This is a genomic window from Streptomyces sp. TRM64462, from assembly GCF_013362995.1.
Classification (GTDB): Bacteria; Actinomycetota; Actinomycetes; order Streptomycetales; family Streptomycetaceae; genus Streptomyces.
The window spans coordinates 1-14,277 of the sequence record NZ_JABWDV010000375.1 but is presented as its reverse complement, the minus strand read 5'-3'; the positions used below and the strand labels follow the sequence as shown (position 1 = coordinate 14,277).

Here is a 14,277-nt window from a genome sequence, read left to right as displayed (position 1 = left end):
GCCGGCCCCGCCGCCAACGCCCCAGCCCCCGGCCCCGTCCCCGCGACGGCCACCATGGTGGTCACCCAGCCCGATGAGCAGCTCCCCGACGGCGGCCACGCGCGCGTAGGGCACAGCGACGTGGCGAAGCTGCGCGAGGCCGCCGAGGACGCACGGCGCTGGGACTCCAAGTACGGCGGCGGGGACTGGCGCTCCTCGATGGTCCCGGAGTGTCTGCGGGTCGACGCGGCGCCGCTGCTCCTCGGCTCGTACTCGGACGAGGTGGGCCGCGCCCTGTTCGGCGCGACGGCGGAGCTGACCCGGCTGGCCGGCTGGATGGCGTTCGACACGGGCCAGCAGGAGGCCGCCCAGCGGTACTACATCCAGGCGCTCCGCCTCGCGCGCGCGGCGGCGGACGTGCCGCTCGGCGGGTACGTGCTGGCGTCGATGTCGCTCCAGGCGACCTACAGAGGCTTCGCCGACGAGGGCGTGGACCTGGCGCAGGCGGCCCTGGAGCGTAACCGCGGCCTCGCCACCGCCCGCACCATGTCGTTCTTCCGGCTCGTGGAGGCCAGGGCGCACGCCAAGGCGGGCGACGCGGCCGCAGCGGGCGCGGCGCTGAAGGCCGCCGAGGGGTGGCTGGAGCGCTCGCGCGACGGCGACGCGGACCCGTCGTGGCTGGGCTTCTACTCGTACGACCGGTTCGCGGCGGACGCGGCCGAGTGCTACCGGGACCTGAAGGCGCCGCGCCAGGTACGCCGGTTCACGGAGCAGGCGCTGTCGCGGCCGACGGAGGAGTACGTGCGGTCGCACGGCCTGCGCCTGGTGGTGAGCGCCGTGGCCGAACTGGAGTCGGGGAACCTCGACGCGGCCTGCGCGGCCGGTACGCGCGCGGTGGAGGTGGCCGGGCGCATCTCGTCGGCCCGTACGACCGAGTACGTACGGGATCTGCTGCACCGCCTCGAACCGTACGGCGACGACACGCGGGTCGCGGAGCTGCGCGAGCGGGCCCGGCCGCTGCTGATGGCCCCGGCGTAGGACCCGGCGCAGGCCCGGGCGCGGCGTAGGGCCCGCCGTAGGCGACGGCGTAGGGCCCGGCGCGCACCTGGCGTGATCCATCTCCCACCCCCGCCCGCACCTGGTTTAACGGCGTTGTCAGCGGGCCAGTGCACTATTCGGGGTGGGAGGTGGCACAGGTGTCCGGGTTCGGCGGCGGCATGTTCGACTGCGACGTCCTGGTGATCGGCGGCGGGATCATCGGGCTGTCGACGGCGTACGCGCTGACGAGGGCGGCGCCCGGGACGAGGGTGACCGTCCTGGAGAAGGAGCCGGGCCCCGCCCGGCACCAGACGGGCCGGAACAGCGGCGTCATCCACAGCGGCATCTACTACCGCCCCGGCTCCCTCAAGGCGCGGTTCGCGGTGCGGGGCGCCGCCGAGATGGTGAAGTTCTGCGCCGAGTACGGGCTGCCGCACGAGGTCACGGGCAAGCTGATCGTCGCGACGGAGCGGGCCGAGCTGCCCCGGCTGCACGCCCTGGTGCAGCGCGGCCGCGAGAACGGCATCCCGGTGCGGGAGCTGGGCCCCGCGCAGATCAGCGCGTACGAGCCGCACGTGCGGGGCCTGGCGGCGATCCACGTCGGCACGACCGGGATCTGCGACTACGGGGCGGTGGCGGCGCGGCTCGCCGAGGTGGCCGGGGCCGCCGGCGCCGAGGTGCGGTACGGCGCGGAGGTCACCGCCGTGGACCGGCGCCCCTGGGGCGTGGCGGTGCGCACGGCGGGCGGGGACGTGGTCCGCGCGCGCGTGCTGGTGAACTGCGCGGGGCTGCACTGCGATGCGGTGGCGCGGCTCGCGGGCGACGAGCCGAGCATGCGGATCGTGCCGTTCCGGGGCGAGTACTACGAGCTGGAGCGGCCGGAGCTGGTGCGGGGCCTGGTGTATCCGGTGCCGGACCCGGCGTTCCCGTTCCTCGGCGTGCATCTGACGCGGGGCATCGACGGGGGCGTGCACGTGGGCCCGAACGCGGTGCCCGCGCTCGCCCGCGAGGGCTACGGCTGGCCCGTCGTACGGCCCCGGGAGCTGGCCGGGACGGTGGCGTGGCCGGGCGCGTGGCGGATCGCCCGGCGGCACTGGCGGTACGGGGCGGGGGAGCTGCGCCGGTCGCTGTCGAAGCGCGCGTTCACCGCGTCCGTGCGGCGGCTGCTGCCCGAGGCGGCGGCCGCCGACCTGCGCCCGGCCCCGGCCGGGGTGCGGGCGCAGGCGGTGCTGCGGGACGGGACGCTCGTCGACGACTTCCTGTTCCACGAGGCGCCCCGGACGGTCCACGTCCTGAACGCCCCCTCACCCGCGGCGACGGCCTCCCTGCCGATCGGGCGCGAGGTCGCCCGGCGTGCCCTGGCCCGCATGGAGCGGTGACGACGGCGGCGGGACGGGCCCGGCGCCCGGCTCCTCAGAACGCCCCGCTCCGGCGCCCGGCTCCATAGGACGCCCGGCTCCGTAGGACGCCCGGCTCCGTAGGACGCCCGGCTCCGTAGAATTGGGGGCACTGTGTCTGAGGAGAACGCGTTGAGCATCCCGTCCCCCACCCAGCCCACCGAGACCGCGGCGGTCGGCCGGGACACCGGCGTGCCCGCGCGGGTCGCGCGCCGGGGGAGCCGCATGTTCCCCGACGGGACCGGCCCCGCCCCCGACCCCGCCGGGTCGCACTTCGAGCGGCGGATCCGCAGCTTCCAGCCCCGGCGCAGCCGGGTCACGGCCGGGCAGGCCGAGGCACTGCGGCGGCTGTGGCCGACCTGGGGCCTGGACATCGACGGGCAGCGGGTCCTCGACCTCGACGCGATGTTCGGCGGGCTGCCCGTCGTCCTGGAGATCGGGTTCGGCATGGGCGAGGCCACCGCGCGGATGGCCGCAGACGACCCGTCGACCGGCATACTCGCCGTCGACGTCCACACCCCCGGCCAGGGCAACCTCCTCGCCCTCGCCGAGCGCGCCGGGCTGGGCAACGTACGCGTGGCCAACGGCGACGCGATCATCCTGCTCCGCGAGATGCTCACGCCGGACGCGCTCGACGGGGTCCGCGTGTACTTCCCGGACCCGTGGCCCAAGAAGCGGCACCACAAGCGGCGGCTGATCCAGCCCGCGTTCCTCGACCTGGCCGCGACCCGGATGAAGCCGGGCGCCGTGCTGCACTGCGCCACGGACTGGGAGCCGTACGCGGAGCAGATGCTGGAGGTGCTGACGGCGCACCCGGCGTTCGAGAACACGGCGCCCGACGGGGGCTACGCGCCCCGGCCGGCGTTCCGGCCGCTGACCCGGTTCGAGGGGCAGGGTCTGGACAAGGGGCATGTCGTCCACGACCTCCTCTTCCGCCGGGTGTGACGGACCGTCGCAGCCGTCCCTGGCAGAGCTGACGGAATGCTGTCGCGGGCTGTCAGTGGCGCCGTTTAGGGTCGTTGGGTGTCAGAGCCGCACGCGCAGCACCCGTCGCACGTCCAGCACCCGCAGCATGCCCAGGTCCCGCAGCACGCCCAGCACCCGCAGCCTGCCCATGCCCAGGTCCCGTCGCGGGGCGGGCAGCCCGCGATCCCCGCGTACCGCGCCGACCCGTCGTTCGACGCCGTGCCGGAGCGGGCCCGCTGGCGGTACAGGCCGCGGCGTGCCTTCTGGCGCGGCAAGGCGGTGCGTGCCACCGCCGTGACCCTCGTGCTCGCCCTGTGCGCCCTGGTGATCCTGGCGCTGGTACGGGAGCAGACGGGGACGGCCGGTTTCCTCGTCGGTCTCGGGCTCGCCCTGCTGCCCGTGCCGCTGCTGCTCGCGGCGTTCCGCTGGCTGGACCGGGTGGAGCCGGGCCCGTGGAAGAACCTGGTGTTCGCGTTCGCCTGGGGCGCGTTCGCCGCCGCGCTCGTCTCGCTGCTCGCCAACACGTTCGCGACCCGCTGGATAGCCACCGCGACGGCGGATCCGACGTCGGCGGACACGCTCGGCGCGACCGTCGTCGCCCCGGTCGTGGAGGAGAGCGCGAAGGCCTGCGCGGTCCTGCTGCTGTTCCTGTTCCGCAGACGGGACTTCACGGGCCTGGTCGACGGTGTCGTCGTCGCCGGCTTCACGGCGACGGGCTTCGCGTTCACCGAGAACATCCTCTACCTGGGCAGCGCCTTCGGTGAGGACCAGGAGATCGGCACGTCCGGCATCGGGTCCTACACGGCGGCGACGTTCTTCGTACGGGTCGTGCTGTCGCCGTTCGCGCATCCGCTGTTCACGGTGCTCACCGGCATCGGCTTCGGCATCGCCGCGGTGACGGTCCGGCGCCGCCGGGTGCTGCGGGTGGCGCTGCCGGTGCTGGGACTGCTGCTCGCGATGGGGATGCACGCGCTGTGGAACGGCTCGACGACCTTCGGGCCGTGGGGGTTCTTCGCGGTGTACGGGGCGTTCATGCTGCCCGCGCTGGGGCTGCTGACGTGGCTGGCGGTCTGGACGCGGCAGCGGGAGCTGCGCACGATATCCGGCGAGCTGCCGGCGTACGCGGCGGCCGGGTGGCTGTCCCCCGACGAGCCGCCCGCGCTGTCGTCGATGCGGGCGCGCGGCCTGGCCCGTGGGTACGCGGCGCGGGCGTTCGGGCCTGCGGCGGCGCGTGCGGTGGGTGAGTACGAGGCGTTCGCGACGTCGCTGGCGTTCCTGCGGCACCGGGCGCGGAGGGGCGCGGCGGACCGGGACTTCACGGCGCGGGAGCAGGAGCTGCTGCACCACATGTGGCGGCGCAAGGACGTGGCGGGCCCGGCGCTGACGTACGCGGCGCGCGCGACGGGCCGCGTGTGGACGCCCCCGCCGCACCGGGACTACGCGGGCTACAACCCGTACCGGAGCTGAGCCCCGTACGCGTGCCGGACCCGTACGGGCGCGCGCGGAGACCGGCAGCCCTGGCGTCGGGGGGTGTGCCGCCAGGACTGCCGGGGTCGGATGCTCCGGAGGCGCCGCCTCCGGGAGGGAGCACCGGGAGGGAGCACCGGGAGGGAGCACCGGGAGGGATCAGACCGTGAGGCCCTTGCCGCGCAGCCAGGCCAGCGGGTCGATGCCGTCGCCGCCCGCGGTGTGCACCTCCAGGTGCAGGTGCGGTCCGGTGACGTTGCCGGTGGCGCCGACGCGGCCGATGGTCTCGCCGGTGCCGACGGTCTGCCCGGCGCTGACGGTCATCGAGGAGAGGTGGCAGTACCAGATCTCGGTGCCGTCCTCGAGTTCGAGGACGATGCGGTAGCCGTACGCGCCGGACCAGCCGGCGGACTTGATGGTGCCGCTGTGGACGGCGTTGGCCGGCGTGCCGGTGGGGGCGGCCAGGTCGAGGCCCGTGTGGTAGCCGGAGGACCACATGGAGCCGGCCTGGCCGTAGGTGGAGGTGATCGTGTACGAGGAGGTGGGCAGCGCGTAGGAGGCGGCGAGCTTCGCGAGGCGCTCGGCCTCGGCCTTGGCGGCGGCTTCGGCCTCGGCGCGCTTGCGCTCCTCCTCGGCGCGCTCGGCCTCTTCGGCGGCGGCCTTCGCGGCCTTCTCCGCGGCGGCCTTCTGGGCGGCGGCCTCCGCTGCCGCCTTCTCGGCCGCGGCCTTCTCGGCGGCGGCGCGGGCCTCGGCCTCGGCGGCCGCCTGCTGCTGCTCGGCCTGCTGGAGGATGCGGGCGCGCAGGGCCTCGCCGGCGCCGGCGGCGGAGTCCGCGGTGCCCTGGCCTTCGGTGCCGTCGGCGGTGGTGCCGAGGGTGAGCGGGCCGTGGTTGTTGCCGCCCTCGGCGGAGGCGCCGTCCTGGGCGCCGTCCTGGCCGTCGGCGTCGGCGGCGTCGTCGGATATGAGGGTGCCGATGCCCGGCAGGGACGAGGCGTCCGGGAGGTCCGGGAGGGAGATGGCGATCCGCGGCTTGTCCTGCGCGGTGGCCATGCCGCCCGCGCCGACGGCGGCGATGACGCCCACGCCGAGGACGGTGGAGCTGCGGGCGAGGCCGGTGCGCTGCTTGACGACGCGGTGCCGGCCGCGCACGGGGCGGACGGTGTCCTCGGTGGGGTTCCACTCGCCGGTGGACGCGGGGGCCTCGGAGTCCGGAGCTCCCGCCAGTCCCTGAGGTCCCGCAAGTCCCTGAAGTCCGGGAGCTCCCGGAAGTCCCGAGGTGGTGGTGAGGTGACCGGTGTGACCGGTGTGGCCGGCCGTCGTGTCGTACGTTTCGTACGTTCCGTACGGGTCGTACGAGCCGAAGGGGGCTTCGGGGGCAGGCCTGTTGGACGCCACGGAGGCGTACTCCTTTCCTTCCTTCACCGCCTACCGGGTTAGCTGACGGGTTCGGAGCAGGAAGGTCTCCTACGGGACGGAGTCACTCCGACCCGATTCACCCCAAAGGTGGTGGTTCCCCGGTTCCCTCGCGGGATTCGGCGCATGCGCACGGTGCCGCCTCTGCGACGGCTGGAACGACCGCGCTGCGTTATCGAACGTTAATAGACTCCGGGGCCGTATTCCAAGCTGTTCCTGGTGATCCTTCCGCCATTTCCGGCTCGACAAATCGGTCAATAGGCGAGCGTATGCGCCCGAGTTGACCGCTCCTCAGCCTCATGCACCACACAGCAAGTTTCTGACGGTAAGTCAAATGTTATGCGGAGGGCTCCTCTTCGCTCACGGAAGGTGATGGGGGTGACGGGGTGGCCGGGTGATGGCGAGCAGCGCCATGTCGTCGGTGGCCCCGCCGCCCGTGTGCCGCCGCACGTCGGCGACGAGCGCGTCCAGGAGCCGGGCGGGCCCCCGGAAGACGCGCCCCTCCAGCCACCGGGCCGGGTCGTAGAAGGTGCCGCGCGCGTCGCGCGCCTCGGTGAGCCCGTCCGTGTAGAACAGCAGCGTCGCACCCGGCGGGTACGGCACCTCGTACGCCCGGTCCGGCCACGCGCCCAGGTCGCCCATGCCCAGCGGCAGCGCGGCCTCCGGCGGTGCCAGCGCGGCCACGCCGCCGGCCGCGTCGAGCAGCAGCGGCTCGGGGTGACCGCGGTTCACGATCCGTACGAGCCCGTTGCCGCGCGGGATCTCGGCGACGACCGCGGTGGTGAACCCCTCCACCGCGTCCAGCCCGTCGCGCCGCGTGCCCTCGCGCGCCAGCGCCCGTTCGAGCCGCTGCACCACGGCCTCCAGGGAGCTCTCGTGCTCGGCCGCCTCCCGGAACGCCCCGATGACCACCGCCACAGCTTCGACCGCGCCCATGCCCTTGCCCCGCACGTCCCCGACCACGAGCCGCACACCGTGCGGGGTGTCCTGGACGGCGAACAGGTCGCCGCCGATGAAGGCGTCGGCCTGCGCCGCCTCGTACCGCGCCGCGACGCGCAGCCCGCCGATCCGCTCGGCGGGCACCGGCAGCACCGCCCGCTGCGCGGTCTCCGCGATCACCCGCGACGCCTCCAGCCGCTCGCCGCTGCGCCGTACGAGCCGGTTGATCAGCAGCGCGAGCCCGCCGACGGTGGCGACGGTCACCACCTCGGTCGCGCCCGCGGCGCCGGGGACGTCCTCCGGCAGGGCGGTGACGAGGTGCGGGGCCAGCACGGCGAGCACGGCGAACAGCCCGACGAGGAGCGTGGCGGCCGCGGTGTAGAGGGGCGCGGCGATGAGGGGCGCGGCCACGAAGAACGGCACGGCGGTGAACGGGGGCGGTGTGGCCACGTCGTACACGACCCCGCCGACGACCAGCAGCGCGGGAAGGGCCCGTACGAACCGCCGTACGAGGATCCCGCTGCCGCCGCGCTCCGCTCGCTGCCCCACCACCCCAGCCTCCTGGCGGAGCCCCGCCCCGTCGACCGCCGACGTCCGACCGGGCGACGGCCCCGGCACACGGCGAAGGCCCGGTGCACAGGGCACCGGGCCTTCGATCCTTCAGTAGCGGGGACAGGATTTGAACCTGCGACCTCTGGGTTATGAGCCCAGCGAGCTACCGAGCTGCTCCACCCCGCGTCGGTGAACACCACCTTACGCCATCAAAACCATGATCATTTACATTTACGGCGCGGAGCCCAGGTCTTCTGCTCCACCGACCCGAACGGGTACGTCATCGGCGTCGCCCAGCGCCAGGACTGGTAACCCGGCACGATGGCACCCTCTGATCCGCACCTTCAGGGGGGACCATGCGTACCCGCACCGCCATCACAGCCCTCGGCGCCACCGCGCTCCTCGTGCTCACCGGCTGCGACGACACCACGAGGCCGGGCGACTCCGCCCCCGAGCGCCCCCGGACGACGCAGGGACCGGCCGCCGACGCAGGGCCCGCGAAGCCCGGGACGGCAGAGCTGCCGAGCTTCGTCGGCATGGGCCTTCAGTCCGCCCAGGACAAGGCCCAGGAACTCGGCTTCCACAGCCTCACGTCCCATGACGCACTCGGTCGCGGCCGGAACCAGATCTCCGACCGCAACTGGAAGGTCTGCAACCAGACGCCGCAGCCGGGGGGACACCCCACGGACACCCGGATCGACTTCGGCACCGTCAAGCTCCGGGAGACCTGCCCCGCCAAGGACAGCGGCCGCGACACCGCCACCCCGGCCGCCGACGACAAGATGCCCGACTTCAGGGGCAAGTCCGTCAAGGTCGCCCGCCAGTCCCTCGACACCTCCACCGGTCTCACCGTCGAAGACGCCTCACCCGACGGCCGCATGGTCCTCGTCGAGTCGAACTGGCAGGTGTGCACCCAGGACCCCGCCCCCGGCACCCCGCTCAACGGCCGTCCCGTCGCGCTCACGGCGGTCAAGTTCGAGGAGACCTGCCCGTAGCCGGCGAAGCCGGCGTACCCGGCCGTAACCGAGGCCGCGGCCACCAGGGAGGAGCCTCCCGGGACAGCGAGGCCGCCCGGGGGGTGGCGGAGTACCGTGGAAGGAGCCAAGCTCCTGGCCTACCCCCGGGGCACCGCCGATCCAGCAGACGGGCGGACCACCGAATGCCCAGTTCCGACACGCCTCCGCCTCCCGCCACCGGCCGCCTGCCGAGCGCCGTCCACCAAGCGGTGAAGCCCGGCACCGCGCTGCTCCGCCTGGAGACCACGGAGGCCCGTGACCGCGTCCTCGACGCGGCGTGGTGGCCGCGTTCCCGCGACATCGCGGCGGAGCTGCCCGCCCTGGTGAGCGCCCTCACCGCGTATCTGGGCCCGATCACCCGCGTCGGCCTGGACGCCGCCGCCTGGGACCCGCTCCCGGTCCGGCTGATCATCGACGACCGTGTGGTGCACATCGACTCCTTCCCCGTGGGCGACGACACGGTGCTGATCACGCGAGGCGACAGGGACCACTTCTCGCTGCTGGTCGTGCCGCCCCACGCGACACCGGAGGCGGCCCGGGCGGCGATGGCCCAGGCCCTGCGCGCCGACAACGTCACACAGGCCGAGCAGATCCTCATCGACACCGGCACCGCCACCCGCACCTGATCCGGAGCGTCGTCGCCGGGCGGTCGACCGCGCCACTCGACCGCTGCCCAGCCGGCACGGCAGGCCCCGCAGCCGACCCGTACCGGTCGGCGCGCCCGCCACTCCTCACCGGCTCTCCGGACCACCACCGGCGTCGTCCTGCGGCGGGCCGCCCGCGTCCCGCCGGTACATGTCAGGGATGCCGTCCGCGTCGGCGTGTTCCGCCTCCCACAGCCGACGGTAGACGACGTTACGGCGCTTGATCAGCAGTCCCGCCACGGCCGCCGCCAGCAGGGAGCCGACCAGGACGGCCGCCTTGACCCTTCCCGCGTCCACCGGGTCGGCGAAGGACGCCTCCCCGATGAGCAGCGCGACGGTGAACCCGATCCCGGACAGCACCGCGAGGGCGAACACATCGGCCCAGGCCAGGGCCGGGTCCAGCCGGGCCCGGGTGAAGCGGGCGGCCAGATACGTCCCTCCCAGGACGCCCACCGTCTTGCCGACGACCAGCCCGAGCACCACCCCCAGCGGTTCAGGCCCTGTGAACACCTCCCCGAGCACGCGCGGCGAGACGCTGACCCCGGCGGCGAAGAGCGCGAACAGCGGTACGGCGACCCCGGCGGAGAACGGCCGCAGCACGTGCGCGGCCCGCTCGCCCGGCGGCCGTTCCTCACCTCGCGCCCGGTCCGGGCGGGCCCTCAGCAGCAGCCCCATCGCCACGCCCGCCACCGTCGCGTGCACGCCACCGACGTACGTGAGCCCCCACACCACCACCCCCAGCGGCGCATACCACCACCAGCCCCGCACCCGCAGGCGCTGCAGCAGCCCGAACACGACGAGCCCCGCGCAGGCCCCGCCGAGGGCGGCCGGCTTCAGGTCGCCGGTGAAGAACACGGCGATCACCAGGATCGCCCCCAGGTCGTCGACCACGGCCAGGGTCAGCAGAAACGCCCGTAGCGCCGTGGGCAGATGGGTGTTCAGCACGGCAAGTACCGCGAGTGCGAAGGCGATGTCGGTGGCCATCGGCACGGCCCAGCCGTCCGGCCCGCCCCCGCCGACAGCGGCCGTCACGAAGTAGACCGCCGCCGGAACGGCCATGCCGCACAGGGCGGCCACCATCGGCAGTGCCGCGGTGGCCGCGGAACTCAGCTGCCCCGCCACGAGCTCGCGCTTCAGCTCGATCCCCGCGACCAGGAAGAAGACCGTCAGCAGCCCGTCAGCCGTCCAGTGGGCCACCGACAGGTCCAGCCCCAGCGCGGGAATCCCGAAGCGGGCGTCACGCACAGCCTCGTACGCGTCGCGCGCCGGACTGTTGGCCCACACCAGCGCGACAGCGGCCGCCACGAGCAGCACCAGGCCGCCGACGGTCTCCGTCCGCAGCGCCCGCGCGAGCCGCGTCTGCTCGGGCCAGGGCAGCGGACCGGGAAAGACCAACCGTTCGCGGGGGTCGCCGCCCATGGTCCGGCACCTTCCTCGCCGTGCGCGTCAGCGGCCGCACACGCCCGGCGCAGCCACCGGCCACCGCACTGTCAGGCCCCGTCCGCCCGGGGCTCATCGCCGAGAGGCGAACGGCTGCTGGCCAGCCAGGACCGCGCCGGCTCCGCCGCGTGACCGGTGTCGACCGTGAGGTGCAGCCGCGTTCCCCCTTCGCCACCGGCGGGGTAGCTGCGCTGCTCGGTCGCGGCGAAGCAGCGGCGCAGCACCGTCGCCACACGGCGGGCGGCCTCCGGCGTCGCGGCCATGATCCGCACCTCGGCGTGGCCCGTGGAGGGGAGGGGTTCATGATCCGTCATGCGATACCTCCTGAAGAACGACGCGGCGTAGGTCATCCGCCGCACCAGGGCATCCGTCGGCGAAACGAGCGCCGCACTCCGCCGCATGCCCCTCCTGCAGCGTAGGTCCCGGCGGCCCTGCCCGCCGCGCAGGCCGGACGCGCTCCGCTGTCCTGCCGGAGCGGAACTGAAGGCCGTCGGGGAAGCGGCGGTCGGCCGGGCTGATGCGCCGGACCGGCCCGGCATGGAAGTGCCCCGGCCGGGATGAGCGGCCGGGGCGCGAACTGATGGGTCAGAGCCTTCTGGCGGCTCACGACCTGGTAGGCCCTGTGGGACTCGAACCCACAACCAACGGATTAAAAGTCCGCTGCTCTGCCAATTGAGCTAAGGGCCCTCGACGGGTCATCCCCGAGCATAGCCCGCCGCGGGCGGTGAGCCGATCGGGTATCGGCTCAAGACGCTCGTACGGCCGCCCCGGGGACGGGAAGGGCCCGTGCGCGCACCCGGGGGTGTCGCGTACGGGCCCTTGCGGTGCCTGCGGTGTGCCGCCTACGGGGCGTCAGCCGTTGCGCTTCCAGCGCGGCTTGTCGTCGCGGCGGCCGAAGGAGCCGGAGGAGCCGGAGCCCCGGTGGTCGTCGCGGCGGCCGTACGGGCGGTCGTGGCCGCCGGAGCGGTGGCCGCCGGCGGGGCGGTCGTCGCGGCGGTCGCGGTTGAACGGACGGTCGGCGCGGCGGAAGCCGCCACGGTCACCGCCGCGGTCACGGTCGCCACCACGGCTGTCGCGGTTGAACGGACGGTCGCCACCGCGGTCGTCACGGCGGTCGTCACGGCGGAAGCCGCCGCGGTCACGGTCGCCACCGCGGTTGTCGCGGTTGAACGGACGGTCGTCGCGACGGTCGTCACGGCGGAAGCCGCCGCGGTCACGGTCGCCACCGCGGTTGTCGCGGTTGAACGGACGGTCCCCGCCACGGTCGTCACGGCGGTCGTCGCGACGGAAGCCGCCACGGTCACGGTCCCCGCCACGGTTGTCACGGTTGAACGGACGGTCGCCGCCACGGTCGTCACGGCGGTAGCCGCCACGGTCGCGGTCGCGGTCGCGGTCGCCACCGCGGTCGTCGCGGTCGCGGCGGTCGTACGCCGGGCGCTCCTCGCGGGCCGGCTCCGGCGCGGCGGCGAGTTCCGCCTCCGCGGCCTCGGCGGCCTGCGCGATCGCGGTCTCCGGGTCGTCGCCGCGCTCGCGGGCGGCGCGGGCGACCAGGCGGTCGGCCTCCTCGCGGAGCTCCGTGGCGCGGCGCTGGGCGCGCTCCAGCTGCTTCGACAGCTCGGCGACCTCGCGCTCGGCCTGCTTCGCGGCGTTGCCCGCCGAGTCGGCCTGGACCTCGGTCAGCGACCGGGCGCCGGTGATCTCGGCGACCTCCGGGTCGAAGGCGCCCGCCCCGCCCACGATGTGGCGGGAGGCGTCGACGCCCGCGTCCTCCATGAGGCGGAAGATCTGGCGCCGCTGGTGCGGCAGCGCCAGCGACACGACCGTGCCGGAGCGGCCGGCGCGGGCGGTACGGCCAGAGCGGTGCAGGTAGTCCTTGTGGTCACCGGCCGGGTCCACGTTCAGGACCAGGTCGATGCCGTCGACGTGGATGCCGCGGGCGGCGACGTCCGTCGCGACGAGCACGTTCACGTACCCGTCCTTGAAGTCGGCCAGCGTCCGCGTACGGGCGCCCTGCGTCATGCCGCCGTGCAGCGCGTCCGCCTTCACGCCGGCGTCGCGGAGCTGCTCGGCGACGCGGTCGGCGCCGAGCTGAGTGCGGACGAAGATGATGGTGCGGCCCTTGCGGGCGGCGATCGCGGCGGTGACCGGCGCCTTGTCCTTGGGCTTCACGACCAGGACGTGGTGGGTCATGGTGGTGACGTTGCCCTGGGCGCTGTCGACCTCGTGGTTGACCGGGTCCTTCAGGTAGCGCTTGACCAGGGTCGCGATCTCGTTCTCCATGGTCGCGGAGAACAGCATGCGCTGGCCGCCCGTCGGGACCTGGTCGAGGAGCTCGGTGACCTCGGGCAGGAAGCCCAGGTCGGACATCTGGTCGGCCTCGTCGAGTACGGCGACCTGGACCTGCTCCAGGGAGCAGGCGCCGCGGTTGATGATGTCGCGCAGCCGGCCCGGGGTGGCGACGAGGATGTCGACGCCGCGCTCCAGGGCGTAGATCTGGTTGCCCATGGACGTACCGCCGCAGACGACCTTCATGCGGAGGCCGAGCACGTCGCCGTACGGCTGGAGGGCGTCCGCGACCTGCATCGCCAGCTCGCGCGTCGGCGTGAGGATGATCGCGCGGGGCTTCTTCTTCTCGGTGTGGCCGCCGGCCAGCGAGGCCAGCGTCGGCAGGCCGAAGGAGAGAGTCTTGCCGGAGCCGGTGCGGCCGCGGCCGAGGATGTCCTTGCCGGCCAGGGCGTCCGGGATGGTCGCGGCCTGGATCGGGAAGGGGGTCGTGACGCCGTTCTGGGCGAGCTTGCGGACGACGCCCTCGGGCAGCCCGAGGTCCGCGAACGTCACGGTCGGCTCGTCGGCGGCGGCGTCCTGGGCCGCGCCCTGGGCCGCGTCCTCGACGGCGTTCTGCACGCCGGAGGCCTCTTCGATGGCCTCGTCGACGGCGGCGGCCACGACGACCGCGTCGTCGCTCAGGACGGCCTGGGCGGTCTGGACGGTCTGGTCAGAACTGAAAATGGACATGCGAAATGCGAAACCTTCCGGAGTCTCGGCACGCGCCCGTCAACTCCGTGTTTCGCTGCTTAGCAAATCGACCGCCTCGATGCGGTCAGCCACGGCAAGGGAGAGTACGCGCCACACGCGGCGCGCTTCGGTCGTGGCGCCGGGCAAATGGGATCAAACGATCTACCACCATACGCACCCTCCCCCGCTCAGCGCAAACCCGTTCAGGCCAGAGCCGCTGTGTGCTCCGTCACGCGGGCGCGACCTGCGGCGACGCGGCAGGCTCCGTCCGGTACCCCGACCGGTCCGGGTACCGCATCGCCTCCGTACGGGTGTCGGCCGACGGCGACGCGGACGGCGAGTCCGACGGGTCCGGCGCGGGCGGCTCGGACGACGGCGAAGGGCTGGGCGTCGGCTCCGGCGGCGGCGTGG

11 protein-coding genes, 2 tRNA genes, 1 pseudogene and 1 riboswitch are annotated in these 14,277 nt (G+C 74.1%); of the genes and pseudogenes, 7 read left to right on the top strand and 7 right to left on the bottom strand.

The features are described 5' to 3' along the window. The 4 genes from HTZ82_RS21165 to HTZ82_RS21150 all read left to right on the top strand — a co-directional run. Positions 1-1,017: MFS transporter (locus HTZ82_RS21165; RefSeq protein ID WP_254712017.1), on the top strand; the 1,017-nt coding region annotated here is incomplete at its 5' end. Positions 1,018-1,196: 179 nt separating this feature from the next. Continuing rightward, positions 1,197-2,396, top strand: coding sequence for an L-2-hydroxyglutarate oxidase (lhgO, locus tag HTZ82_RS21160; RefSeq protein ID WP_175411020.1), 1,200 nt, complete (start codon positions 1,197-1,199; stop codon positions 2,394-2,396). A 243-nt stretch (positions 2,397-2,639) separates the two neighbouring features. Then, complete coding sequence (trmB, locus tag HTZ82_RS21155; RefSeq protein WP_175411019.1) at positions 2,640-3,359, top strand: tRNA (guanosine(46)-N7)-methyltransferase TrmB; 720 nt, start codon at positions 2,640-2,642, stop codon at positions 3,357-3,359. Positions 3,360-3,563: 204 nt separating this feature from the next. Next, complete coding sequence (locus tag HTZ82_RS21150; RefSeq protein ID WP_175411018.1) at positions 3,564-4,847, top strand: PrsW family intramembrane metalloprotease; 1,284 nt, start codon at positions 3,564-3,566, stop codon at positions 4,845-4,847. A 159-nt stretch (positions 4,848-5,006) separates the two neighbouring features. Here the strand turns inward: HTZ82_RS21150 and HTZ82_RS21145 are convergent, their stop codons facing one another. From HTZ82_RS21145 to HTZ82_RS21135, 3 genes are all read right to left on the bottom strand, one after another. After that, positions 5,007-6,242 carry a M23 family metallopeptidase gene (locus HTZ82_RS21145; RefSeq protein WP_375540841.1) on the bottom strand — a complete coding sequence of 412 codons (1,236 nt, stop codon included), beginning with the start codon at positions 6,240-6,242 and terminating at the stop codon, positions 5,007-5,009. A gap of 12 nt (positions 6,243-6,254) precedes the next feature. After that, a riboswitch (cyclic di-AMP (ydaO/yuaA leader) is annotated at positions 6,255-6,395 on the bottom strand. Positions 6,396-6,620: 225 nt separating this feature from the next. After that, the gene (locus HTZ82_RS21140) at positions 6,621-7,748 is read right to left on the bottom strand and encodes a PP2C family protein-serine/threonine phosphatase (protein WP_175411016.1); all 1,128 of its coding nucleotides are present in this window, start codon (positions 7,746-7,748) and stop codon (positions 6,621-6,623) included. 115 nt (positions 7,749-7,863) lie between these two features. Beyond that, positions 7,864-7,937: transfer RNA gene (locus HTZ82_RS21135), tRNA-Met, on the bottom strand. 170 nt (positions 7,938-8,107) lie between these two features. Here HTZ82_RS21135 and HTZ82_RS21130 point away from each other — a divergent pair. Both HTZ82_RS21130 and HTZ82_RS21125 read left to right on the top strand, forming a co-directional pair. Continuing rightward, positions 8,108-8,746: a PASTA domain-containing protein gene (locus HTZ82_RS21130; RefSeq protein WP_175411015.1), complete on the top strand. Its 639-nt coding sequence runs from the start codon at positions 8,108-8,110 to the stop codon at positions 8,744-8,746. 164 nt (positions 8,747-8,910) lie between these two features. Beyond that, positions 8,911-9,393: a DUF5994 family protein gene (locus HTZ82_RS21125; RefSeq protein ID WP_175411014.1), complete on the top strand. Its 483-nt coding sequence runs from the start codon at positions 8,911-8,913 to the stop codon at positions 9,391-9,393. Positions 9,394-9,498: 105 nt separating this feature from the next. Here the strand turns inward: HTZ82_RS21125 and nhaA are convergent, their stop codons facing one another. The 4 genes from nhaA to HTZ82_RS21105 all read right to left on the bottom strand — a co-directional run bounded on the left by nhaA (position 9,499) and on the right by HTZ82_RS21105 (position 13,866). Next, positions 9,499-10,830, bottom strand: coding sequence for a Na+/H+ antiporter NhaA (nhaA, locus tag HTZ82_RS21120; protein ID WP_175411013.1), 1,332 nt, complete (start codon positions 10,828-10,830; stop codon positions 9,499-9,501). A gap of 71 nt (positions 10,831-10,901) precedes the next feature. Beyond that, complete coding sequence (locus HTZ82_RS21115; protein ID WP_175411012.1) at positions 10,902-11,165, bottom strand: hypothetical protein; 264 nt, start codon at positions 11,163-11,165, stop codon at positions 10,902-10,904. A gap of 297 nt (positions 11,166-11,462) precedes the next feature. Then, positions 11,463-11,538 (bottom strand) — tRNA-Lys (locus tag HTZ82_RS21110). 165 nt (positions 11,539-11,703) lie between these two features. Further along, on the bottom strand, positions 11,704-13,866 hold the full coding sequence (locus HTZ82_RS21105) for a DEAD/DEAH box helicase (RefSeq protein ID WP_175411011.1): 2,163 nt from the start codon (positions 13,864-13,866) through the stop codon (positions 11,704-11,706). A 221-nt stretch (positions 13,867-14,087) separates the two neighbouring features. On the opposite strand from HTZ82_RS21105, the pseudogene HTZ82_RS21100 reads away from it, so the two are divergent. Next, positions 14,088-14,277, top strand: a pseudogene (locus HTZ82_RS21100) (hypothetical protein); the annotation flags it as partial.

Bases quoted from the DNA above. Each gene is read 5' to 3' on its own strand.
- lhgO (WP_175411020.1), top strand. From the start codon at position 1,197: ATGTTCGACTGCGACGTCCTGGTGATCGGCGGCGGGATCATCGGGCTG.
- trmB (WP_175411019.1), top strand. From the start codon at position 2,640: ATGTTCCCCGACGGGACCGGCCCCGCCCCCGACCCCGCCGGGTCGCAC.
- HTZ82_RS21130 (WP_175411015.1), top strand. From the start codon at position 8,108: ATGCGTACCCGCACCGCCATCACAGCCCTCGGCGCCACCGCGCTCCTC.
- HTZ82_RS21125 (WP_175411014.1), top strand. From the start codon at position 8,911: ATGCCCAGTTCCGACACGCCTCCGCCTCCCGCCACCGGCCGCCTGCCG.
- nhaA (WP_175411013.1), bottom strand. From the start codon at position 10,830: ATGGGCGGCGACCCCCGCGAACGGTTGGTCTTTCCCGGTCCGCTGCCC.
- HTZ82_RS21115 (WP_175411012.1), bottom strand. From the start codon at position 11,165: ATGACGGATCATGAACCCCTCCCCTCCACGGGCCACGCCGAGGTGCGG.
- HTZ82_RS21105 (WP_175411011.1), bottom strand. From the start codon at position 13,866: ATGTCCATTTTCAGTTCTGACCAGACCGTCCAGACCGCCCAGGCCGTC.